Origin of the sequence: Streptomyces sp. NPDC096152 (genome assembly GCF_044763235.1) — a bacterium.
In the GTDB taxonomy this organism is placed as follows: domain Bacteria; phylum Actinomycetota; class Actinomycetes; order Streptomycetales; family Streptomycetaceae; genus Streptomyces.
In genome coordinates this window covers 411,371-432,261 of the sequence record NZ_JBIWFW010000008.1, presented here as the reverse complement: position 1 = coordinate 432,261, position 20,891 = coordinate 411,371, and the positions used below count along the sequence as shown (strand labels likewise).

General features: G+C 73.8%; 17 protein-coding genes, 2 pseudogenes and 1 riboswitch. Of the genes and pseudogenes, 7 read left to right on the top strand and 12 right to left on the bottom strand.

The annotated features are described in order from the left end of the window. Nucleotides 1-13: 13 nt before the first annotated feature. Nucleotides 14-144, bottom strand: a riboswitch (FMN riboswitch). Between the two features lie 269 nt (nt 145-413). Continuing rightward, nucleotides 414-1,289 (top strand): RNA polymerase sigma-70 factor, encoded by an 876-nt coding sequence (locus tag ACIQ9G_RS27845; RefSeq protein WP_403614688.1) that lies wholly within the window; start codon nt 414-416, stop codon nt 1,287-1,289. Between the two features lie 93 nt (nt 1,290-1,382). Further along, nucleotides 1,383-2,138, top strand: coding sequence for an SDR family oxidoreductase (locus tag ACIQ9G_RS27840; RefSeq protein ID WP_403614685.1), 756 nt, complete (start codon nt 1,383-1,385; stop codon nt 2,136-2,138). Between the two features lie 141 nt (nt 2,139-2,279). Here the strand turns inward: ACIQ9G_RS27840 and ACIQ9G_RS27835 are convergent. Both ACIQ9G_RS27835 and ACIQ9G_RS27830 read right to left on the bottom strand, forming a co-directional pair. Next, a pseudogene (locus ACIQ9G_RS27835) lies at nt 2,280-2,549 on the bottom strand (ROK family protein); the annotation flags it as partial. Between the two features lie 594 nt (nt 2,550-3,143). Continuing rightward, nucleotides 3,144-4,019: pseudogene (locus tag ACIQ9G_RS27830) on the bottom strand (ROK family transcriptional regulator); the annotation flags it as partial. Between the two features lie 138 nt (nt 4,020-4,157). Here ACIQ9G_RS27830 and ACIQ9G_RS27825 point away from each other — a divergent pair. Next, nucleotides 4,158-5,369, top strand: a complete 1,212-nt coding sequence (locus ACIQ9G_RS27825) for an MFS transporter (protein ID WP_403614683.1) — start codon at nt 4,158-4,160, stop codon at nt 5,367-5,369. Here the strand turns inward: ACIQ9G_RS27825 and ACIQ9G_RS27820 are convergent. Continuing rightward, on the bottom strand, nt 5,329-5,787 hold the full coding sequence (locus tag ACIQ9G_RS27820) for an acyl-CoA thioesterase (protein WP_403614681.1): 459 nt from the start codon (nt 5,785-5,787) through the stop codon (nt 5,329-5,331). The two genes, ACIQ9G_RS27825 and ACIQ9G_RS27820, sit on opposite strands and share 41 nt — an antisense overlap. A gap of 217 nt (nt 5,788-6,004) precedes the next feature. Between ACIQ9G_RS27820 and ACIQ9G_RS27815 the strand changes: the two genes are divergently transcribed. From ACIQ9G_RS27815 to ACIQ9G_RS27805, 3 genes are all read left to right on the top strand, one after another. Further along, entirely contained in the window at nt 6,005-7,441 is a 1,437-nt protein-coding gene (locus ACIQ9G_RS27815; RefSeq protein ID WP_403614679.1) for a uracil-xanthine permease family protein, read from the top strand. A 184-nt stretch (nt 7,442-7,625) separates the two neighbouring features. Next, nucleotides 7,626-8,321, top strand: a complete 696-nt coding sequence (locus tag ACIQ9G_RS27810) for a DUF5995 family protein (protein WP_403614677.1) — start codon at nt 7,626-7,628, stop codon at nt 8,319-8,321. 93 nt (nt 8,322-8,414) lie between these two features. Continuing rightward, nucleotides 8,415-9,344, top strand: a complete 930-nt coding sequence (locus tag ACIQ9G_RS27805; protein WP_403614675.1) for an LLM class F420-dependent oxidoreductase — start codon at nt 8,415-8,417, stop codon at nt 9,342-9,344. 21 nt (nt 9,345-9,365) lie between these two features. Here ACIQ9G_RS27805 and ACIQ9G_RS27800 read toward each other — a convergent pair whose 3' ends face one another. The 7 genes from ACIQ9G_RS27800 to ACIQ9G_RS27770 all read right to left on the bottom strand — a co-directional run bounded on the left by ACIQ9G_RS27800 (nt 9,366) and on the right by ACIQ9G_RS27770 (nt 17,719). Next, on the bottom strand, nt 9,366-11,078 hold the full coding sequence (locus tag ACIQ9G_RS27800; protein ID WP_403614672.1) for a flavin monoamine oxidase family protein: 1,713 nt from the start codon (nt 11,076-11,078) through the stop codon (nt 9,366-9,368). Nucleotides 11,079-11,163: 85 nt separating this feature from the next. Further along, entirely contained in the window at nt 11,164-11,952 is a 789-nt protein-coding gene (locus ACIQ9G_RS27795; protein WP_403614669.1) for a carbon-nitrogen hydrolase family protein, read from the bottom strand. 319 nt (nt 11,953-12,271) lie between these two features. After that, the gene (locus tag ACIQ9G_RS27790) at nt 12,272-13,738 is read right to left on the bottom strand and encodes an HAD-IA family hydrolase (protein ID WP_403614666.1); all 1,467 of its coding nucleotides are present in this window, start codon (nt 13,736-13,738) and stop codon (nt 12,272-12,274) included. A gap of 42 nt (nt 13,739-13,780) precedes the next feature. Further along, entirely contained in the window at nt 13,781-14,863 is a 1,083-nt protein-coding gene (locus tag ACIQ9G_RS27785; protein ID WP_403614664.1) for an ABC transporter ATP-binding protein, read from the bottom strand. A gap of 2 nt (nt 14,864-14,865) precedes the next feature. Continuing rightward, a complete protein-coding gene (locus tag ACIQ9G_RS27780; protein WP_403614661.1) occupies nt 14,866-15,681 on the bottom strand; it encodes an ABC transporter permease in 816 nt (271 codons plus the stop codon). Next, nucleotides 15,669-16,565: an ABC transporter permease gene (locus tag ACIQ9G_RS27775; protein WP_403614659.1), complete on the bottom strand. Its 897-nt coding sequence runs from the start codon at nt 16,563-16,565 to the stop codon at nt 15,669-15,671. Before ACIQ9G_RS27775 ends, ACIQ9G_RS27780 begins: the two co-directional genes overlap by 13 nt. After that, nucleotides 16,562-17,719, bottom strand: a complete 1,158-nt coding sequence (locus tag ACIQ9G_RS27770) for an ABC transporter substrate-binding protein (protein ID WP_403614656.1) — start codon at nt 17,717-17,719, stop codon at nt 16,562-16,564. The genes ACIQ9G_RS27775 and ACIQ9G_RS27770 overlap by 4 nt, the downstream gene beginning before the upstream one ends. Before the next feature lie 214 nt (nt 17,720-17,933). On the opposite strand from ACIQ9G_RS27770, the gene ACIQ9G_RS27765 reads away from it, so the two are divergent. Further along, on the top strand, nt 17,934-18,674 hold the full coding sequence (locus tag ACIQ9G_RS27765; RefSeq protein WP_403614652.1) for a GntR family transcriptional regulator: 741 nt from the start codon (nt 17,934-17,936) through the stop codon (nt 18,672-18,674). Between the two features lie 37 nt (nt 18,675-18,711). Here ACIQ9G_RS27765 and ACIQ9G_RS27760 read toward each other — a convergent pair whose 3' ends face one another. Then, the gene (locus ACIQ9G_RS27760; protein WP_356185153.1) at nt 18,712-19,164 is read right to left on the bottom strand and encodes an Lrp/AsnC family transcriptional regulator; all 453 of its coding nucleotides are present in this window, start codon (nt 19,162-19,164) and stop codon (nt 18,712-18,714) included. A gap of 200 nt (nt 19,165-19,364) precedes the next feature. After that, nucleotides 19,365-20,807 carry a GuaB1 family IMP dehydrogenase-related protein gene (locus ACIQ9G_RS27755; RefSeq protein WP_403614649.1) on the bottom strand — a complete coding sequence of 481 codons (1,443 nt, stop codon included), beginning with the start codon at nt 20,805-20,807 and terminating at the stop codon, nt 19,365-19,367. Between the last annotated feature and the right edge of the window lie 84 nt (nt 20,808-20,891).

Genomic DNA, 20,891 nt, shown 5'->3' with positions numbered 1-20,891 from the left:
GCGTGCTCGCTCGCCGCGCACTGCCTCCCATCCGGACTTTAACCGTCGGTCCAGGAATTTCACCTGGTCAACCGGCCGCTGGAAGCGACCGGGTCGCGGACTGTAACCGCCGGTTCGGACTTTCACCGACCCCGGAGTGCGCTGCTACTGGTACAGGGCCAGTGTGCCACGCCTGATCGAGGTCCCGACAGACGATCGGTGTGCAGTGCCTCACAGACCGTGGCGCCCGCCCCTCGCGGGCCGGCGGCCCGGCGGCGGGCAAGGGCCGTCGTCACCGCCGCCGGACCGGTCTGCGCGGGCGCCCGGACCCGGGCCGGCCGGACTCGACCCTAAGAGGACTAGACCAGAACGGTCAACAGGTACGGACCAGCCGGGGTCCCGTCCTGGTACGACCCGTCTGACAGGGTGAACTCATGACGACCGCCGAGGAGTTCGAGCAGCACCGGACGCGCCTGTTCGGCCTGGCCTACCGGATGCTCGGGTCCGCCCACGAGGCCGAGGACACGGTCCAGGACGCCTGTCTGCGCTACCTCGGCGCCGACCGGCCGGCGGTGGAGCACCCGGCGGCCTGGCTCGCCAAGGTCGTCACCAACCTCTGCCTCAACCGGCTGGCTTCGGCCAGGGCCCGGCGCGAGCGCTACGCCGGGCCCTGGCTGCCGGAGCCCGTGCTCACCTCCGACGGCGCGCTCGGCCCCCTGGAGTCGGCCGAGCAGCGTGACGCGGTGTCCATGGCCGTGCTGGTGCTGCTGGAGCGGCTCACCCCGGCCGAGCGGGCGGTGTACGTGCTCCGGGAGGCGTTCGCCTACCCGCACCGGGAGATCGCCGGGGTGCTGGGACTGACCGAGGTCAACTGCCGTCAGCTGTACCGGCGGGCGGTGCGGCGGGTGGGCGATCCGGGCGCCCGCTTCCAGCCCGCTCCCGAGCGGCAGGAGGAGCTGCTCGCCTCGTTCCTCGCGGCGGCCCGCGGCGGTGACCTGGCCGGTCTGGAGAAGCTGCTCGCGGCCGAAGTGACGTGGTGGGGCGACGGCGGCGGCGGGGTGTCCGCGGCGCGGCGGCCGATCGAGGGGCGCGAGAAGGTCGTCCGCCTGCTGACCGGCGGCGGGCGGTTCGCGGCGGGGCTGGACTTCACGGTGGCCGAGGTCAACGGCGCGCCAGGGCTCGCGGCGTGGGCGGGCGAGACCCTGGCCGGGGTCGTCTCCTTCACGCTGCGGGACGGGCTCGTCGCGCAGGTGCGGGCCGTGGTGAACCCGGACAAGCTGGACTTCGTACGACGTCAGCCGGCGCGCTGACGTCGGGCTGTCACACGGCGCGGGGCTGCCCGGTCTCAGTGGGCGGTGGGCGCTCCGTCCGGGGGGCGCCGGCACGCGAAGGGACAGAACAGCATGACCACGATCCTGGTGACCGGCGGCACCGGCACGCTCGGCCGGCTCGTCGTCGAGCGGCTGCGCGCGGACGGGCACGAGGTGCGGGTGCTCAGCCGGCACACCCCGCCGTACGCCGTCGACCTGCGCGCGGGCGGGCCCGCGCTGGACACGGCCGTCGCGGGCGTGGACACGGTCGTGCACTGCGCGAGCTCGCCACGGGGCGGCGACGAGGAGGCGGCCGGGCATCTGATCGCGGCGGCGCGGAAGGCGGGGGTGGGGCATCTCGTCTACATCTCCATCGTGGGCGTCGACCGGGTGCCGTACGGCTACTACCGGTCCAAGCTCGCCGTGGAGAAGCTGATCGAGGAGTCGGGGCTGGGCTGGACGGTGCTGCGCGCCACCCAGTTCCACGATCTGCTGGTGACGCTGTTCGGGGTGCTGGCCAAGCCGCCGGTCGTGCTGCTTCCGGCGGGGGTGCGCGACCAGCCGGTCGAGGCGGCGGAGGTCGCGGAACGGCTGGCCGAACTGGCGGTGGGGGCGCCGGCGGGGCGGGTGGCGGACCTGGGCGGGCCCGAGGTGCGCTCCTTCGAGTCGCTGGCCCGGGCATACCTGAAGGCCACGGGGCGGCGGCGCCGGGTCCTGAACGTGCCACTGCCGGGCCGCACGTACCGGGGCTTCCGCGGCGGCGGCCATCTGACCCCGGGCAACGCGGTCGGCAAGCGCACGTTCGAGGAACACCTCGTGGAGCGCTTCGGGGGCGGGCGCGGGGCCTGAACGGGTGGTGGTGGCGTGACGGGCGCCGGCGGGTGGTGGCCTTGCGGCGGCCCGTACGCGACTGGCCGAACCGGCCGCCCGCGCGCGGTGAGGCGACGGCCGCCCGCATGTGGGCCGCGCCGGGGCGGGCCGTGCCCGGCGTCAGCGGTCCGGCGGGGTGAAGAGGTCGTCCTGGGCGTGGTCCCGGGCGGTCAGCAGGGCCCCGCGCAGTACGGCGCCTCCGCCCAGAACGGCGGGCCGTACCTCGGTCGGCAGGGGGGACATCCGGCGCAGCCGTTCCGCCACGCGCGCGGCGAGCACCTCCCCGCCGGCCTGCCCCACCTCACCGCCCAGGACCACGCATCCGGGGTCCAGCAGGGCCACGACCGACGCGGCCCCGATCGCCAGCCGGTCGGCGAGCGCGTCGAGAAAGCGGTCGGCCCGGGCCGCCAGGTCCAGGTCGCCGGGGTCCGGCGAGGAACCGGCGGGACCGGCCGCGCGGGCAGCCGGGCCCTCCGGGCCGGCACTCCGGGCGGACGGGCCGGCGCCCCGGACGGACGGATCGGCAGCCGGCGCAGACGGGGCGACACCCGGGGCGGACAGCCCGGGACGCAAGACGGACGTGGTGACATCCGGGGCAGACGGTCCGGCTCCCAAGGCGGTCGGGCCGGCGCCCGGGGCGGACCGGCCGGATCCGCTCGCGGCCGCCTCCGCGGCAACCGCCGCGACCGCCCCGCGCACCACCTCCGCGGCGACCGGCTCCGGCCCGAATCCGGAGGCGGCTCCCGCTCCCGACACGGCTTCGGCCCCGTCCCTGCCGGCCCCGGTTCCGGTGACAGGCCCGTCCCCGGCCGCATCAGGGCCGGACTCCGCCGTCCGCAGGGACTCCGCAGACCCGGGCTCGGCCCGCCCGGGCACGGCCACCCCCGACTCCGCCCCTCCGAGTCCCGGCGCCCCGAGTCCCAGCGCCGCCGGCTCCATCTGCCCGGAGTTGCGCCCCCGTCCGGGCTGAGCCGGCCCGGGCTCACCCACCAGTCCGAACCGCGCCGCCAGTTCCACGACCGCCGCCGAGCCCGCCAACGAGTGGAAGCCGCCCCCGCAGTCCGTCGCGGACGGCAGGGTGGCCGTGCCCGGTACCGGGAGGAAGCCGATCTCGCCGGTGCCGCCGGAGGCGCCGCGGCGCAGCGCGCCGTCCAGGACGACGGCCGCGCCCGTGCCGTGGCCGAGCCAGAGCAGGACGAAGGTGTCCCGGTCCCGGGCGGCCCCTTCGCGCTGCTCGGCCACGGCGGCGAGGTTGGTCTCGTTCTCGACGATGACGCGGGCCCGCGGAAGCCTCTCCTGCAGCGCGGCCACCAGCCGGCGGTGCCATTCGGGCAGGCCGGTGGAGTCCCGGAGTTCGCCGGACACCGGGTCGATCAGGCCCGGCGCGCCGATGCCGACCGTGTGCAGGCTCCCCCGCCCCGGACCGGACTCCCCCGGTGGCACTCCCGCCACACCGGCCTCCGCGGCCGTACGCTCCACCAGGACCACCGCCCGCTGCACCGCGGCACCCGTGCCCGTGTCCCCGCCGATCGGTACGGACGCCTCGGCGAGCACCCGGCCGAGCAGGTCGGACACGGTCACGGAGACGCTCTCGGTGCGGACGTCCAGCGCGGCCAGGTGGGCTCGGTCGGCGACGATCCCGTACAGGCGAGCGTTCGGGCCCCGCCGCTGTTCTCCCGACTCGCCGACGACGGTGACCAGGCCGGAGGCCGTGAGGCGTTCGACGAGGTCGGCGACGGTCGGCCGGGACAGGCCGGTGAGCTGCTTCAACTGCCCTGCCGTCAACGGCCCTTCCCGCTGCATCAGCCGCAGGGCGAGCCGGTCGTTGATGGCCCGGGCGGTGCTCGGGGATGCGGGCATGCCGGGAATCCTCCCAGATCTGCGGGGCCGCGCCGCCGGCGGACGGACGGCCGTAGGCGCCCTATCTATCAGGCAGGGTCCCTGATAGTTTACGGCGGCACAGTGGGGAGACAGAGCCAGCCGGGGAGGGGCCCGAGAATGAGCGCAGTGGTCTACGGACAACGCCAGGTGAGGCGCGCCCGGTACGCCGTGGGGGCCGTCTTCGCCGTGCACGGTGCCGTCACCGGTTCGTTCGCCACCCGCGTGCCGTGGATCCAGGACCACGCCGGGGTCGGCGCGGGCCAGCTGGGCCTCGCGCTGGCGTTCCCCGCGCTCGGCGCGTCGCTCGCGATGCCGCTCGCGGGCGGGATCAGCCACCGCTTCGGCGCCCGCAACGCCCTGCGCGGGCTGATCGCCCTGTGGACGCTCGCCCTGGTCCTGCCGTCCCTCGCCCCGAACCTCCTCACTCTGTGCCTGGCCCTGTTCGTCTTCGGCGGCACGGCGGGAATGGCCGACGTCGCGATGAACGCCCTCGGCGTGGAGGTCGAGAACCGGCTCGGCCGGTCGATCATGTCCGGGCTGCACGGCATGTGGAGCACGGGCGCGCTGATCGGCTCCGCGGCCGGCACGCTGGCCGCGCACCTCGGCGCGGACGCCCGGCTGCACCACGTCCTGGCGGCCGTCGTGCTGACCGTGGTGGGCGTGGGAGCCTGCGCCTGGGTGCTCGACCTGCAGCCGGCCGAGGACGAGGAGCCGCCGCCGCGGTTCGCGCTGCCGCCGAGGTCGGCACTGCTGATCGGGGCGATCGGGTTCTGCGCGGTGTTCGCGGAGGGCGCCAGCCTGGACTGGTCGGCGGTGTTTCTGCGGGACCGGCTGGGGACCTCCGCCGGCCTCGCGGCGGCGTGCACCACGGGCTTCACGCTGACCATGGCCGTCGCCCGGATCGCGGGCGACCGCGTGGTGGACCGCTTCGGCTCGGTGCGCACGGTGCGCGCGAGCGGTGTGCTGGCCGTCCTCGGCGGCCTGCTGATCGTCGCCGGTGGCCGTCCGGCGGTGGCGATGACCGGGTTCGCGCTGATGGGCCTCGGCATCGCGGTGGTCGTGCCGCTGTGCTTCGCGGCGGCGGGCCGCAGCGGGCCGAATCCCAGCCAGGCGATCGCCGGTGTGGCGACCATCACGTACACCTCCGGACTGGTCGCGCCGAGCGCGATCGGTGGCCTGGCCCAGGCCACCAGCCTGGTGGTGTCGTTCGGTCTGGTGACCGTGCTGGCCTGCGGGCTCGCGGCCTTCGCCGGGGTGCTGCGGGCGGGCGACCGGGACCGGCCGAAGGTCAGTCCGCAGCCCGCAGCAGTTCCCGACCCGCGGTCCTGAACGTCTCGCTCCACGGCGCGGGCCGCAGGGTCTTCGCGTCCAGCCGGACCAGGACCCGAGTGCCGTGCGCGTAGGTCACCGCGCCGTCCGCCGAGCAGAAGCGGAAGCTGTACGTCAGCCCGGTCGTGCCGAGCCGCTCCAGCCACAGATGGACGGCGTACGCGCCCGGCCGGGTCACCGGAGCCTCGTAGGTGATCCGCAGTTCCTTGACCGCGTTGCAGGCGTCACCGGCGGCCACCCAGTCGCCCTCGAAGTGGAAGCCGTGCTCCCGCCACAGCTCGGCCCAGGCCCGCTCGACCATCAGGGGGTAGCGGGCGTTGTGCAGCAGTCCGAGGGCGTCCAGGTCGTCGAAGTGGACGGCGACCGGGACGAGCCGGCCGTACGACGGGGCGGGGGCGGTCGGGGCTTCGGCGGTCACGGCGGGACTCCAGGGACATCGCGGTCGAGCGGTGGGACGGCTCCATCCTAAGCGGACGCTCAGCGCCCCTTCCCGCGCGGGACCCCTGCCCCGGCCGGGCCGGCGGATCGCATCCGTGAACACGGTCCACAGGGAGGACCTCGGGTGCGGAGGACTGCCAGGTACCCCTGACAATGGACCGGACAGTCTTCAGGTACAGAGAAAGCGAAACCCCACCATGGACCTCGGCGTGCGCTGGAAGCTGCACGGTGACGGGCGGACGCCCGCACCCGGAGCGGTGGTGCGGCCCGACGAACGGCTCTCCTGGCCCCGCACGGTCGGACTCGGCGCCCAGCACGTCGTGGCCATGTTCGGCGCGTCCTTCGTCGCCCCCGTGCTCATGGGCCTGGACCCCAACCTCGCGATCATGATGTCCGGCGTGGCGACCGTGATCTTCCTGCTCGCCACCCGCGGCCGGGTGCCCAGCTACCTGGGCTGCTCGCTGTCCTTCGTCGGCGTCGCGGCGGTCATCCGGGCGCAGGGCGGCACGAGCGCGACCGTGACCGGCGCGGTCCTCGTCGTCGGCGTCGCGCTGTTCCTGGTGGGCCTCGCCGTGCAGCGGTTCGGGGCGCGGATCATCCATGCCGCGATGCCGCCGATCGTCACCGGCGCGGTCGTGATGCTGATCGGCTTCAACCTCGCCCCGGTGACCGCCTCGACCTACTGGCCGCAGGACCAGTGGACGGCCCTGCTGGTGATGCTGTTCACCGGGCTGGCCATCGTCGGCCTGCGCGGCTTCTGGTCCCGGATCGCGATCTTCCTCGGCCTGGCCTTCGGCTACGGCATCTCCTGGGTCTTCGACCGCGTCCTCGGCAAGATCCACTCAGTGGACGCGAGCGGCAAGCTCACCGACCACTGGCGTCTGGACCTCTCCGGCGTCGGCAAGGCCGACTGGATCGGGCTGCCCTCCTTCCACGGGCCGTCCTTCCAGTGGTCGGCGGTCCTGGTGGCGCTGCCCGTGGTCATCGCCCTGGTCGCGGAGAACGCCGGCCACGTCAAGGCGGTCGGCGAGATGACCGGCGAGAAGCTCGACGACAAGCTGGGCACCGCCATCTCGGCGGACGGCGTCGCCTCGGTGCTGTCCACGGCCGTGGGCGGCCCGCCCAACACCACGTACTCGGAGAACATCGGTGTGATGGCCGCGACCCGCGTCTACTCGACCGCCGCCTACTGGGCCGCAGCCGCCTTCGCGCTGCTGTTCGGCGTCTGCCCCAAGTTCGGCGCGGTGGTGGCCGCGATCCCCGGCGGTGTGCTCGGCGGGATCACCGTGATCCTCTACGGCATGATCGGCCTGCTCGGCGCGCAGATCTGGACCAACGCCCGGGTGGACCTGCGCAACCCGCTGAACCTGGTGCCGGCCGCGGCGGGCATCATCATCGGCGTCGGCAACGTCACCATGAAGTTCACCGACACCTTCTCGCTCAGTGGCATCGCGCTCGGCACTCTGGTCGTCATCACCGGCTACCACGCGCTGCGGGCGTTCGCTCCGGCCCACCTCAAGCCGCAGGAGCCGCTGCTGGACGAGGGCACGTCCTCCTACGACGAGGCGGCCGAGGCCGCCGGGGCGACCGAGACGACCGGGGCCGACACCGACGCCGGGCACCGCCCCCGCTGACCACCGCCCGGCGCACGTGGACCGGGCACGTGATCCGGGCACGCTGCCGCTCCCCCCTGCTTCACGGCCCGTTCCCCTCCGGGCCGGACGTTCACTCGCCCGCGTGACGGCGGCGTTCCCCCGATCTGGGGAAGCGCCGGGCCCGTCGGCCCCCGGACCGGGCCGGGACTGGGACCCTGCCCCCATGGGGCAATCGGCACAACTCACCCATGACGTGGACACCGTGGACGCGGTCGTCGCCCGGATGCGCGCCCTGGACGCCGCTCTCCCGGAGCGAGACGGGCTCGCGGTGTTCAACCGCGTCTACCTCGCCGTGACCGAGGAGGTCGGACGGCGCCTGGCCGCGGGGCGGTTCGCCGACGCGCGGGCGGCGGCCACGCTGGACGTCCGGTTCGCGCGGCGGTACCTCGCCGCCGTGGACGCGGCGGACGGCGAGGGCCGCCCGCCGGCCTGCTGGCGTCCGCTGTTCCAGTTCCGCCGGCATCCGGGCGTACGGCCGCTGCAGTTCGCACTGGCCGGCATCAACGCGCACATCGGCCACGACCTGGCGCTCGCCGTCGTCGACGCCTGCCGCGCGCTCGGCTGCGAACCGGCCGCCCTGGAGGACGACTTCGACCGGGTGGGCGACCTCCTCGTCTCCCTGGAGGAACGCGTCCGCGAGGATCTGATGCCGGGCCCCGACCTGCTCCAGATCGCCGACCCGCTCACTCACCTGCTCGGCGCGTGGAGCCTGGAGAAGGCCCGGGAGGCCACCTGGTCGGCGGCGCGAGCCCTGTGGGCGCTGCGCCGGCTCCCCGATGTGGCCGGGGAGTTCACCGAACGGCTGGACGCGGCGGTGGGCCTCGCCGGACGCATGCTGCTCACGCCCCTGCCGGACTGATCCGGACACATCCGGGCGGTCCACCCGGAACCTCCCCTCGCCCGGGTTGTGTTGGCCGCCCGGACACCGGCGATCGCGAAGGAGCACACCGTCATGGCGACCCGTCTGGGACTCGGTCTTCCCCAGAACCGGCAGTACGACCTCGGCCGGGACGTGCCGGACGTGGCCCGGACCGCGGAGCGGATCGGCTACGACAGCCTGTGGGTGTACGAGCGGGCCCTGTTCCCCGAGCCGGCCGCCCAGGGGCTGTACGGCGTCGAGGGCCTCCCCTGGCCGGAGTCCTACCGCCACGTGGCCGACCCGCTGGTCACGCTGACCCTCGCCGCCGCGGTCACCGAGCGGGTCCGGCTGGGCAGCAGCGTGCTGGTGGCGCCCCTGCACATGCCCTTCCAGCTCGCCAAGGCCCTCGCCTCGCTGGACGCGGCGAGCGGCGGCCGGGTGATCGCGGGCCTGGGCACCGGCTGGTCCCTCGACGAGTACGCGGCCTCGGGAATCCGGCCGATCGAGGAGCGCGGCCGGGTGCTGGACGAGGTGATCGACGTCTGCCGCGCCGTGTGGGGTCCGGACCCGGTGCGGCACGTCGGCCCGCTCACGCGGATCGACTCGGCGGCGGTCGGCCCCAAGCCCGCCCGGCCGATCCCCATTCTGCTGGCGGCGAGCACGCCGAGGGCGTGGCGCCGGCTCGTGGACCGCGCCGACGGCTGGCTGCCGCTCGGCATGGGTGTCGAGCAGGTCGCCTCCCAGTGGCGGGCGTTGCGCGACCTCGCCGCCGAGCGCGGCCGCCGTGAGCCGATCCGGACGGTCCTCCGGGTGAACGCGGCGCACACGGCCAAGCCCTACGACGGCCCCGGCCGGCGCCCCTTCCAGGGCAGCGCCGACCAGATCGTCGGGGATCTCGTCGCGTACGCCGGGATCGGCCTGGAGGAGATCCTGGTCGACCTGCAGAGCTCCGCGCGCGACGCCGGGGAGTTGAAGGACGTCGCCGCGGAGGTCTACGAGACGGCGCGGGCGGCCGGAGTGTGACCCGGCCCCTGGGAACGGGGCTCAGTCCTCGGGAAGTTCGACGGGCGCGATCTCGTCGTAGACGTCGCCCGGGCCGGGGTTGCCCGGGTCGGTCTCGCCGCCGAACTGGTGCATGACGCCCCAGACCGCGTTCAGCGCGGTCTGGACGGCTCCCTCGGCCCAGCCCGCCGTCCAGGAGATGTCGTCGCCGGCGAGGAAGACGCCCCGCTTGTCCTCGGGCAGCCGGTCCTGCACGAAGTGCGTGAACAGGCGCCGCTGGTAGCGGTAGTGGCCGGGCAGGTTGGCCTTGAACGCGCCCATGAAGTAGGGCTCGTTCTCCCAGGAGACGGTCACCGGGTTGCCGATGACGTGCTTCCTGATGTCGACCTTCGGGTAGATCTCGCCGAGCGACTTCAGCATGACCTCCATCCGCTCGTTCGCGGACAGCGGCAGCCACTTCAGGCTGTCGTCGCACCAGGTGTAGGAGAGGCAGATGACGGCGGGCCTGTCCGGGCCGTCGTCGAGGAGGTAGGTGCCGCGGGTCATGCGGTCGGTGAGCGTCATCGACATGACGTCCCGGCCCGTGGGATTGCCCCTGTCGTCGACGGCCTTGTCGAGCCAGAAAGGCCGGTCGACCGGCACGAAGAGCTTGCTGGACTCCATGTAGTGGGTCCGCTCGATGGCCGTCCAGTGGTCGATCGGGAAGAGCGAGTCGTCACAGTCGATCTTCGACAGCAGCATCCACGACTGGGCGGTGAAGATCACCGCCGGGTAGGTGCGGACGTCGCCGTTCGCGTCCGTCACGGTGATCCGGTTGCCCGCGGTGCGGTGCAGCCGGGTCACGGCCGGGCGGGGCTCGCCGTTCACGTGCAGCGACTTCAGCGAGGTGCCGTAGGGCCAGTGGACGACCTTCTCCGGCTCGCGCTCCCACAGCCGGAGCGGCAGCTGCTGGGAACCGCCGACGATGCCGCGGTGGTGGTCGTCGGCCTCGGTGTAGACGACGCGCAGGATCTCCAGGATGGAGTTGGGGAAGTCGGTGTCCCAGCCGCCGGTGCCGAAGCCGACCTGGCCGAAGATCTCGCGGTGCCGGAAGGACGTGAAGGCCTCGGAGTCGCAGAGGAAGCCGTAGAAGGTCTGGTTGTCGAGCTTCTCGACCAGCTTCGACCAGATCTCGCGGATGCGCGGGACGTCCCGCTCCCGCATGGCGCGGTTCATGTCGGAGAAGTCCGCGCCCTCCTCCAGGCACCGGTTCCAGGCGGCCGCCACGTCCCGGTAGACCTGCGGCAGGTCGTCGATCGTCTCGGCGTAGTGGGTCTCGCCCTTGAGGTCGACGACCGTCGACGGGGTCGTCTCGGCGAGGGGGTTGGGGAAGGGCCGCGTCTGAAGCCCGACCAGGTCGATGTAGTGCTGCAGGGCCGTGGAGGACGGCGGGAAGCGCATGGCGCCCATCTCGGCGGTCATGGAGGGGTCGCAGCCCTCGAAGCCGACGGTGCGCAGCCGGCCGCCGATCCGGTCGGCCTCGTAGACGACGGGCTTGAGGCCCATCTTCATCAGCTCGTAGGCGGCGACGATGCCGGACAGGCCGCCGCCGACGACCGCCACCTCGGTGCCGTGCTCGGTCGCCGGGATCTGGCCGAGGCCCGCGGGGTGGGCGAGGAAGTCGTCATAGGCGTAGGGGAAGTCCGGGCCGAACATCGTGATCGGCGGCTGCTGCCCGTCGGCGTGCTCGACGGCGTTGGGCACGGTGGACGTCATGGGGCACGGACTCCTTGCGCGAAAGGGTGTTCTGGGGGGGGTGGGAGGAGGTCGGGGAAGGCCGACGGGCCGCGGGGCCGCGGGGTCAGATCAGCGAGCCGTAGAGGCCGGGGCGGCGGTCCTTCAGGTACGGGTTGGCCTCGCGGGAGGCGGCGAGGAAGGCCGGGTCGGCGTCGGCGAGGACGAGCTGCTCGGCGCGGCCCGCGCGGGTCCGGGCGACGCCGTCGGGTCCGGCGAGGGTGGACAGGCCGACGAACTCGAACTCGCCCTCCGTGCCGGCCCGGTTGACGTACGCGACGTACATCTGGTTCTCGAAGGCGCGCACCGGGACGACGGACTCGGCGACGAACTGGAACGGGTGCATCTGGGCCGTCGGGACCAGGAGGAGGTCGGTGCCGGCCAGGGCGTGCGCGCGGACGTTCTCCGGGAACTCCACGTCGTAGCAGATCATCAGGCCCACGGTCAGGCCGCCGATTTCGGCCTGTACGACCGGCCGGTCGCCCGGTGCGAAGTGGGCGCGCTCGAAGCCGCCGAAGAGGTGGGTCTTGCGGTAGTTCGCAAGCCGGGTGCCGTCGGCGGAGATCAGCTGGGCGGAGTTGAAGACGGCCTCGCCGTCGCGCTCCGGGTAGCCGTAGGCGACGGCGAGGCCGTGCCGGGAGGCGACCCACGCGACCGCGTCCGCGGATTCGCCGTCGGCGGGCTCGGCAAGGCGGCCGACGCCTTCCCCGATGGCGTACCCGGTCAGGAACATCTCCGGCGCGACCAGCAGCCCGGCGCCCGCGGCGGCGGCGCGGCCCGCGGCCTCGTCGAGGACCTTGAGGTTCTCGACGACGGAGCCGGGGCGGCCGGAGCTCTGCAACAGGGCGGTGCGCATGCGTGGTCCTCACCGGTGACGGAGGGGTTCGGGGGTCGGTTAGACCGTACGGTCGGCGGGCTGGGGCCGACAAGCGGGAGCCGTTGCACGCCGGTGAGCGGATCGTTGCGTCCCACCGGGACCCGGCGGCGATTCGTTGCGCACCCTCGCCGACGGCCCCCTCCCCCGCTCCGGCCTCCCCGGGAACCCCCTCGCCCGCGTCGCCCGCTGATCGGTGCCGGCCCGTCCTTCCCTCCCCGGTCCGCCGCCCCGGCGGGCCCGAGGGGACGGTCCACGCGAGCGGCCGGGGCCCGCGCGGGTCACCCCCGGCGGTCCCCGCTCACGCGGGGCCGGGCACGGCGAAGGTGGTGATCACGGCCGCGTGGTCCGAGGGCCAGTCGTTGGCGGCGACGTCCGGCCAGGGGCGCGGGACGCCGCTGACGAACGTCCGCGCGTCACGCACCGTCAGGCCGCGGTGCAGGACGTAGTCGATGCGGTCCTGCGGTTCGGGGCGCCCGCTGCCGTCCTCGTGCACCGGGTGGACGGGCGACCAGGTGTGGCCCGGGTCGGCCATCGGGTCCGGGTGGGCCTCCCGGTAGGAGTCGCGCAGGCCCGCCTCCTCGGCGGCCCGCGTCACCGGCCATGCCACGTCGGGCCGGTCGAGGTGCGAGGGGCAGTTGAAGTCGCCGGCCAGGACGACCGGCACGGCGGGGTCCCCCTCGCCGGCGATGCGCCGCAGCGTGTCCCGCATCTGGGCGAGCCGTACCTCCTCGTGGGCGATCAGCTCGGCCGCCGGGAGCCCGTCGAAGGCGGCCTCGTAGGGACCGTAGGGCGTGTAGTGCAGGTGGGCCGTCCAGATGTCGACCTCGCGGCCCGGGGCGACGGCGACACGGACCCCGGCGGCGCCGTAGAAGCCGACGTCCGGGTCGCCGAGGCGGGCGGTGACCGGGTGGCGGCTGATGACTCCGAGGTTCTCGCCGGCCCGGTGGTGGTACCAGCCGAGGGCCTCGGCCAGTTCCCCGGCCGCGGTGCCGCCGGTCTCCTGCAGGCCGACGACGTCGGCGCCGCTCTCCAGGATCGCCTTGAGCTGCTTGGCCCGGTGGTCGTCCACCTCGGCGCCGCCGAGCCACAGGTTCCAGCTCATGACGCGCAGTTCGACGGGGACCAGCGCGCTCAGCTTCTCCGGGGTGACCCCGGCCAGGCTCGGGCGCACGGTCCGGCCGGGTGCCGCCTCGATCGGGGCGAGGGAGGGCACGGCCAGCACCGCGCACCCGGCCGCCTCGGCGGAGCGGACGCCGGTCCGGGTGTCCTCGACGGCCACGCAGGCCGCCGGGTCCACGCCGAGGGCACGGCACGCGGCGAGGTAGGGGTCGGGGGCGGGCTTGGTGCGTTCGGTGTCGTCGGCGGTGACGGAGGCCGCGAACCGGCCGGGGCCGAGGGCTTCGAGCACGGTGTCGGCGACGGCGCGCGGGGACGCGGTCACCAGGGCGAGGGGGACGCCGTCGTGGGCGAGGGCGTCGAGCAGGGCGAGGGCGCCGGGGCGCGGCACGACGCCGGTGCGGACGCGGGAGACGAACTCCCGGTGCAGTTCCCGCGCGAGGGGGCCGGCCGGGGCGCCCGTGGCCGCGCCGAGCCACCGCGCCGTGTCCTCGACGGCCCGGCCGAGCACCTCCGGCTGGTCCGCCTCGGTCAGCGGGCGCCCGGCGACGTGCTCCACCGCCTCCCACCACAGTCGCTCGGTGTCGACGAGCGTGCCGTCCATGTCGAACAGCACGGCCTGGAGCGGGAGCCGGGGGTGGGGGGTCACGTCTCTCTCTTTCCGGAGTCGGGGGTCACGGCCGGTCCGCGGTCACGGCCGGGGGGTGCGTTCCGCCACCAGGACGGGCCGGTCCGGCAGCGACACGTGCACCGGGGCGCCGGCGGCGAGCCCGGCGGCCTCGTGGGCGGGCAGGTCCGCCTTCACCTCGGAGCCGTCGGCGAGCCGGACGGTGATCCGGACGGCCGCGCCGAGGAAGGCGGTGGCGACGACCCGTGCCTCGCCGTCCTCGTCCGCCCGTACCCGGACCGACTCGGGCCGTACGAGCACGTCCACCTCGCCGGCCTCCGGCGCCGGGCCGTCGACCGGCAGCCGGCGGCCGAGCACCTCGACGGTGTCCCCCGCCCGCCGGCCCGGGATCCGGCTCATGGTGCCGACGAACTCGGCGACGAAGGGGGTGGCGGGCCGGCCGTACAACTCGGCGGGGGCGGCGCACTGTTCGAGCCGGCCGGCGCGCATGACGGCGACCCGGTCGGCGACCGACAGCGCCTCCTCCTGGTCGTGGGTCACGAACAGGGTGGTGATGCCGAGCTCCTGCTGGAGCCTGCGGATCTCCTCGCGCAGGTTCAGCCGGACCTTGGCGTCGAGGGCGGACAGCGGCTCGTCGAGCAGCAGGACGCGCGGACGCAGGGCGAGCGCCCGGGCCAGCGCGATGCGCTGCTGCTGGCCGCCGGAGAGCTGGTGCGGGTAGCGGTCGCCCTTCTCGGCGAGCCCGACCAGGTCCAGCAACTCCGCCGCGCGGGCGCGCCGTTCGGTGGTGCGGACCTTGCGCATCCGCAGCCCGAAGGCGACGTTGTCCAGGGCGCTCAGATGCGGGAAGAGGCTGTACGACTGGAAGACCATCCCGGCGTCGCGTCGGTGGGCCGGGACGCGGGTGACGTCCGCGCCGTCCACCAGCACCTCGCCGGAGTCGGGGTGTTCGAACCCGGCGAGCATCCGCAGCGCGGTGGTCTTGCCGCAGCCGGAGGGGCCGAGCAGCGCGAGGAACTCCCCCGGCCGCACGGTCAGGTCGAGCCCGTCGAGGGCGACGGTGGAGCCGAACTCCCGGCGCAGGCCGCGGAACTCGACGGTGGCGGCCTGGGTCTCGGCGGCCTTCTCAAGGGCAGTGGCGGTCATGATCATCCCCGGGACGGAGCGGTTCGGGTACGGCCGCCGGCACCGGCGAGCGCGAGGAGCAGTGCCCAGGTGACGAGCAGGCTGAGCACGGAGACGGCGACGGACAGCTGGGCCTGCGAGCCGCCGATGCCGTAGATCCACACGGCGAAGGGCCTGAAGCCCAGCAGCTGGGCCACGGTGAACTCGCCGAGCACCAGCGCGAGGGTGAGGAAGGCGGCGTTGAGCAGGGCGCCGCGCAGGTTGGGCAGCACGGCGCGCAGGAGGGCCTGCGGCCAGCCGGCCCCGCAGCTGCGGGCCGCCTCCACCAGCGTGCGCACGTCGATGGCGCGCAGCCCGGCGTCGAGGGCCCGGTACACGAACGGCAGCGCCATCACGACGTAGGCGAGGACGAGCACGAACGGGAAGTCCGGGTTCTGGACGGCCACGAAGGTCTGGAACAGCGGAGTGCGGGAGAGGTGGTCGGGGCCCCACTTGAGCACGGTCGCGATGCCGGCGACGTAGGCGATCGGGGGCACGACCAGCGGCAGTGAGCACACCACCTCGACGACGGGCCGCAGCCGGGGGGCGCCGAGCCGGAGCGCGACCACGGCGGGCACCATCAGCAGCAGCACCAGGGCGATGGTGGCGGCGGCCAGCTCCAGCGACAGCAGCAGGCTGGAGCCGAAGCCGTCGGTGGAGAGGATCTGGGAGTAGGCGTCGAAGGTGACGCCCCGGCCGGGGACCTCCACGGTGAAGACCACGGACGCGGCCAGCGGGACCAGGAAGTACAGCGCGGCGAGGCCGAGCACGGTCCCTCGCCACGGATTCAGGCGAGCCATCGCGCGCTCCGTCGTTGCAGGGGCAGGTACACGGCCATGACCAGGCCCGCGACCAGGACCATGTCGAGGCTGAGGGCGAGCGCCACGTTCTCCTGGCCGACCAGCACGTTGCCGGAGATGGCGTCGGCGATCTGCAGGGTGACCAGCGGGACCGAGCTGCCGACCATGGCGGCGGCGGTGGCGTACGCGGCGAAGGCGCTGCCGAAGAGGAGGACCAGGCCTCCGAGCAGGGACGGCGCGAGGACCGGCAGGGCGACGTGCCGCCAGTACTGGGCGGCGCCGGCGCCGTTGTTCTGGGCGGCCTCCCGCCACTGGGAGCGCAGGCCCTCCAGGGCCGGGGTGATGGTGAGGACCATCAGCGGGACCAGGAAGTACAGGTAGACGATCACCAGGCCCCAGAAGCTGTAGAGGTCCCAGCCCTTCCCGGTCAGACCCAGGTGCCGCGTCAGCACGCCCGCGTTGCCGAGGGTGGCGACGAAGGCGAAGGCCAGCGGGACGCCGCCGAAGTTGGCGAGCACCCCGGAGGCGGTGAGCACGGCCTCGCGCAGCGCCCGGGAACGGGAGGTCACCACGGCCTGCGCGAGCGGCAGGCCGAACGCGGCGCCGAGGGCGGCGGAGATCGCGGACAGCTTGACGCTGCCGAGCAGGGAGGTCAGGTAGGCGCCGTGCAGCGAGGTCGTCAGGTTGGCGGTGCTGTAGGTGGTGGCACCGGTGGCCTGGTCCTCGACGGTGAAGGCGCCGTTCAGCATGGCCAGGGCGGGCAGCCCGAAGGCGATCGCGGTGAAGGCGAGCAGCGGGAGGACGGCGAGGGCGCCCGGGGCGCGGCGCCGCCGCTTCGCCGAAGCGGCGGGCGCCACGTCCACCCGGGTGAGGGCGGTGGTCATCCGGAGACGGCCTTCCCCCAGCCCTGCGCGATGACCGTCTTGGCCTTGCTCTGCTGGGTCTCGGCCGGGAAGACGGGCGTGCCGGAGACCTTGGGGAGCTTGGCGGCGGCCGCGGTGTCGAGGGTGCCGTCCTTCTGCAGGGCGGCCATCAGGGCCGGGCGCGCGTAGCCCTTGAGCCACAGGTTCTGGCCCTCGGCGCTGTAGAGGTACTCCTGCCACAGGCGGGCGGCCGCCGGGTGCGGGGCGTCCTTGGTGATGGCCTGGGAGTAGTACTGGGCGTACTTGCCGTCGGTGGGGACGGTGACCTTCCAGTCCACGCCCTTGGACTTGAACTCGTCGGCGTAGCCGGCGTTCAGGTAGTCCCAGTCGATGCTGATCGGGGTCTCGCCCTTCTCGACGGTGGCCGGGGTGGACTCGACGGGCGTGTAGTTGCCGTTCTTCTTCAGCTTGGCGAAGAAGTCCAGGCCGGGCCGGACGTCGTCGAAGGAGCCGCCGTTGGCCAGCGCGGCCGCGTAGACGCCGCCGAAGGCCGAGCCGGACTTGGTGGGGTTGCCGTTGAGGGCGACCTGGCCCTTGTACTGCGGCTTCAGCAGGTCCTTGAAGGTGGTGGGGCACTGCTTGACGCGCTTGGCGTCGCAGCCGATGGAGACGTAGCCGCCGTAGTCGTTGTACCAGCGCGCCCGCGGGTCCTTCTGCGCGGCCGGGATGCCGGCGTACCCGGTCACCTTGTACGGCGCGAGCAGGTCCTGCTGGGCGGCGCTGAGCGCGAAGGAGCTGCCGAGGTCCAGCACGTCGGGGGCGCGGTCCTGGCCCTTGCGGGAGGTGACGGCGTTGATCTCGTCCTGGCTGGAGCCGTCGGGGTTCTCCACCTCGACCTTGATGCCGTACTTCTTCTGGAAGCCGTCGATGAGGGCTCCGTAGTTGGCCCAGTCGCGGGGCAGCGCGATGGCGTGCAGCGTGCCCTCCTTCTTGGCTGCCTTAACCAGCGCGTCCATACCGCCGAACGCGGTGGCGGAGGCGGCGGTGGCGGCGCTCTTGCCGTCGGCGGTGGTCGACGCGTTGTCGGGGGCGGCACCGCAGGCGCTCAGGGCGAGCGCGGCGACGACGGCGAGGGAACCGCCCAGGACGGCGGTTCTCGGCAGGGACACGGTCACGGGACTCTCCTGGGATGCACACGGGGGTTTGAGGCAGTGCGGAGAACTTGTCTGAACAAGTCGACCCCAGTACGCCCGCCCTCGGTGTCCGGTTCGTGAACTGCCGCGAAACCCCGGCCGCCTTCGGCTTGCACACTTCGGACGGCCCCCGGGCATCTCCGGATCTGGTTTAGGCTGCTCACGCTGCGCACAGTCGCCGACTCGGAGGGGGAACATGCCGGCGCGACACGAGGAGATCGCGGACGCCCTGCGGCGGGCGATCGGCCGTGAGGAGTACACCGTCGGGAGCCGGCTGCCGCCGGAGACGGAGCTCGCCGCGCAGTACGGCGTCTCGCGCGGCACGGTCCGCCAGGCGGTCGCGGCCCTCACCACCGAGGGGCTGATCGGGTCCCGCCAGGGCGCCCGCCGGGTGGTGCTGGCCAGCCGCCGCAGCCAGAGCTTCGCCGAACTGCGCAGCTTCGCCCAGTGGGCCCGGGCCATGGGCCGCCGGGCGACGGGCCGGGTGGTGGCGCAGGGGTACCGCCCGGCGGGCGAGGAGGACGCCGTGCGGCTGCACCTGCCCGAGGGGACACCGGTGCTGCACGTCCTGCGGGTGCGCGGCCTGGACGGGGAGCCGGTGCTGCTGGAGCGGACCGTGTACGCGGACTGGATCTCCCACGCGGTCGAGTCGATCCCGCCGGACTGCCCGTCCGTCACCCAGCGGCTCTACGAGGACACCGGCCTGGTCTTCGCCTACGGCGAGCACGTCATCGACGCGGTGGCGGCGGGCGCCCGGGACGCCGAACTGCTCGGGGTGCGCCGCACGAGTCCGCTGCTGCGCGTGCGCAGGGTGACGACCACCCGGGAAGGGCGGCCGGTGGAGTGGTCCGACGACCGCTACCGCTCCGACGCCGTCAGCTTCAGCGTGCACAACTCGACGGGGAACAACACGCTGGCCCGCAAGACCGCGGAATAGTGTGGGCGGGCGCGCGGCCTCGCCTCGGCCCCCGGGTCTACGTCGGCGCCCCGGACGAGAACCTGCGCAGCAGCGGGGAGAGCACCAGGACGGACTTGGTCCGCTCCACGAACGGTTCCCCCGCGATGCGCTCCAGGACCCGTTCGAAGTGCCGCATGTCGGCGGCGAAGACCTGGGCCACCGCGTCCGCGTCCCCGGTGACGGTGGACGCGGACACCACCTCCTGGTAGCGCTCCAGGCCGCGCTGGATGGTCTCCGGGGAGGTGTTGCGCCGGCAGTAGATCTCGACGTACCCCTCGGTCTTCCAGCCGAGCGCCGCCGGGTCGACCCGGACGGTGAAGCCGGTGATGGCACCGGTGGCGCGCAGCCGGTCCACGCGCCGCTTCACGGCGGGGGCGGACAGGCCGACCAGCTGCCCGATGTCCGCGTAGGAGCGGCGGGCGTCCTCGGCGAGGGCGTGCACGATGCGTTCGTCGAGATCGTTGAGCACGGGGTGTGGATCACTTCTTCGGTTCGGTCACTTCTCCGCCGTCGTGGGGCCGCCGGCGGTCACGGCACCGCCGGCCGCCGCGGGGCGGGACGGCGGTCGCCGTATACGAAGTAGAACACGAGCCCGACCGCCCTCCGGCCCTCCGCTCGCCGAGCGGAAAACCCTCCCGGGGCACGGGGTCGGGGGCGGGGCGGCGCCGGTCAGCTCCAGCTGGCGTGCAGGGGCTTGCCCTCGGCGTAGCCGGCCGCGCTCTGGATGCCGACGATGGCCTTCTCGGCGAACTCCTCCAGGGAGGCGGCACCGGCGTAGGTGCAGGAGGAGCGGACGCCCGCGATGATCGAGTCGATCAGGTCCTCCACGCCCGGGCGCGCCGGGTCAAGGAACATGCGGGAGGTGGAGATGCCCTCCTCGAACAGCGCCTTGCGGGCGCGGTCGTAGGCCGACTCCTCCGAGGTGCGGTTGCGCACCGCACGGGCCGAGGCCATGCCGAACGACTCCTTGTAGAGCCGGCCGTTCGCGTCCTGCTGGAGGTCGCCCGGCGACTCGTAGGTGCCCGCGAACCACGAGCCGACCATGACGTTGGACGCGCCGGCGGCGAGCGCCATCGCCACGTCCCGCGGGTGGCGGACACCGCCGTCGGCCCACACGTGCTTGCCGTACTTGCGCGCCTCGGCCGCGCACTCCAGCACGGCGGAGAACTGCGGCCGTCCGACGCCGGTCATCATGCGGGTGGTGCACATGGCGCCCGGGCCCACGCCGACCTTGATGATGTCCGCGCCCGCGTCGACCAGGTCCCTGACGCCCTCGGCGGAGACGATGTTGCCCGCGACGAGCGGCACCCGCGGGTCGAGGTCGCGGACCACCTTGACGGCGCTGACCATCGACTCCTGGTGGCCGTGCGCGGTGTCGATGACGAGCGTGTCGACGCCCGCGTCCAGCAGCTGCTTCGCCTTGCCCGCGACATCGCCGTTGATGCCGACGGCGGCGGCGACGCGGAGCCTGCCGTCCGCGTCGACGGCCGGCGCGTACAGCGTCGCGCGCAGCGCGCCCTTGCGGGTCAGGATGCCGGCCAGCCTGCCGTCCCGGTCGACGGCCGGGGCGTAGCGCCGGTTGGCCGCGTCGAGGGTGTTGAAGGCCTCGCGCGGGTCGATCCCGGCGTCGAGCAGCAGCAGGTCCCGGGACATGACCACTTCGAGCTGGGTGAAGCGGTCGACGCCGCTGAGGTCGCGGTCGGTGACGACGCCGACCGGCCGGTGGTTCTCGTCGACGACCACGCCCGCGTTGTGCGCCCGCTTGGGCAGCAGGGACAGGGCGTCGGCGACGGTCTGGTGCGGCGCCAGCACGATCGGGGTGTCCAGGACGTGGTGGCGGCTCTTCACCCAGGAGATCACTTCGGTGACCACGTCGATCGGGATGTCCTGCGGAATGACCACCAGGCCGCCGCGGCGCGCCACCGTCTCGGCCATGCGGCGGCCGGCGATGGCGGTCATGTTGGCGACGACGAGCGGGATGGTGGTGCCCGTGCCGTCCGGGGAACTGAGGTCCACGCCCTGACGCGAACCGACCGCGGAGCGGCTCGGCACCATGAAGACGTCGTCGTACGTCAGGTCGTAGGCGGGCCGGATGTCATTGAGGAAACGCACGTGCTGCACATCCCAGTCGATCTCAAGGCGGCCCCCCGACAGGTCAGCCAGGGGGGAAGAGCACGTACTTCATTGTCCCATGGA

Bases quoted from the DNA above. Each gene is read 5' to 3' on its own strand.
- ACIQ9G_RS27840 (WP_403614685.1), top strand. From the start codon at position 1,383: ATGACCACGATCCTGGTGACCGGCGGCACCGGCACGCTCGGCCGGCTC.
- ACIQ9G_RS27795 (WP_403614669.1), bottom strand. From the start codon at position 11,952: ATGCGCACCGCCCTGTTGCAGAGCTCCGGCCGCCCCGGCTCCGTCGTC.
- ACIQ9G_RS27765 (WP_403614652.1), top strand. From the start codon at position 17,934: ATGCCGGCGCGACACGAGGAGATCGCGGACGCCCTGCGGCGGGCGATC.
- ACIQ9G_RS27785 (WP_403614664.1), bottom strand. From the start codon at position 14,863: ATGACCGCCACTGCCCTTGAGAAGGCCGCCGAGACCCAGGCCGCCACC.
- ACIQ9G_RS27780 (WP_403614661.1), bottom strand. From the start codon at position 15,681: ATGGCTCGCCTGAATCCGTGGCGAGGGACCGTGCTCGGCCTCGCCGCG.
- ACIQ9G_RS27845 (WP_403614688.1), top strand. From the start codon at position 414: ATGACGACCGCCGAGGAGTTCGAGCAGCACCGGACGCGCCTGTTCGGC.
- ACIQ9G_RS27775 (WP_403614659.1), bottom strand. From the start codon at position 16,565: ATGACCACCGCCCTCACCCGGGTGGACGTGGCGCCCGCCGCTTCGGCG.
- ACIQ9G_RS27805 (WP_403614675.1), top strand. From the start codon at position 8,415: ATGGCGACCCGTCTGGGACTCGGTCTTCCCCAGAACCGGCAGTACGAC.
- ACIQ9G_RS27825 (WP_403614683.1), top strand. From the start codon at position 4,158: ATGAGCGCAGTGGTCTACGGACAACGCCAGGTGAGGCGCGCCCGGTAC.
- ACIQ9G_RS27815 (WP_403614679.1), top strand. From the start codon at position 6,005: ATGGACCTCGGCGTGCGCTGGAAGCTGCACGGTGACGGGCGGACGCCC.
- ACIQ9G_RS27800 (WP_403614672.1), bottom strand. From the start codon at position 11,078: ATGACGTCCACCGTGCCCAACGCCGTCGAGCACGCCGACGGGCAGCAG.
- ACIQ9G_RS27810 (WP_403614677.1), top strand. From the start codon at position 7,626: ATGGGGCAATCGGCACAACTCACCCATGACGTGGACACCGTGGACGCG.